Annotated in this window: 1 protein-coding gene; it reads left to right on the top strand. The window is 66.0% G+C overall.

All coding sequences use genetic code 11. The features are described from left to right. Window positions 1-432, top strand: a 432-nt coding sequence (locus AB4097_RS21535) for a calcium-binding protein (protein ID WP_442043347.1), incomplete at both ends; no start/stop codon positions are given.

The following is a 432-nucleotide window of genomic DNA, read 5'->3' on the forward strand; positions in this document are numbered from 1 at the left end:
CGGCCTTCTATGGCGAGGCGGCGGGCGACGTGATCAGCAACTTCGAGAACGTGACCGGCGGTGCGGGCAACGACACGCTCTACGGCAGTGCCGGCGACAACGTGCTGCGCGGGCAGGGCGGCCACGACACCATCGCCGGCGGGGACGGGCGCGACACGCTCTTCGGCGATGACGGCAGCGACCGGCTCGAGGGCGGCATCGGCGATGACATCATCCACGGTGGCAACGGCAGCGATGTCATCTGGGGCGGAGCTGGCGCAGACACGCTGGATGGAGGAGCCGACATCGATACGCTTGATTATAGCGCCGATCTCAGCGGTGTTTACGTCGATATCAGAACCAACTCGGCCTTCTATGGCGAGGCGGCGGGCGACGTGATCAGCAACTTCGAGAACGTGACCGGCGGTGCGGGCAACGACACGCTCTACGGCA

It is taken from the genome of Microvirga sp. 2MCAF35, assembly GCF_052115545.1.
Taxonomy (GTDB): Bacteria; Pseudomonadota; Alphaproteobacteria; order Rhizobiales; family Beijerinckiaceae; genus Microvirga.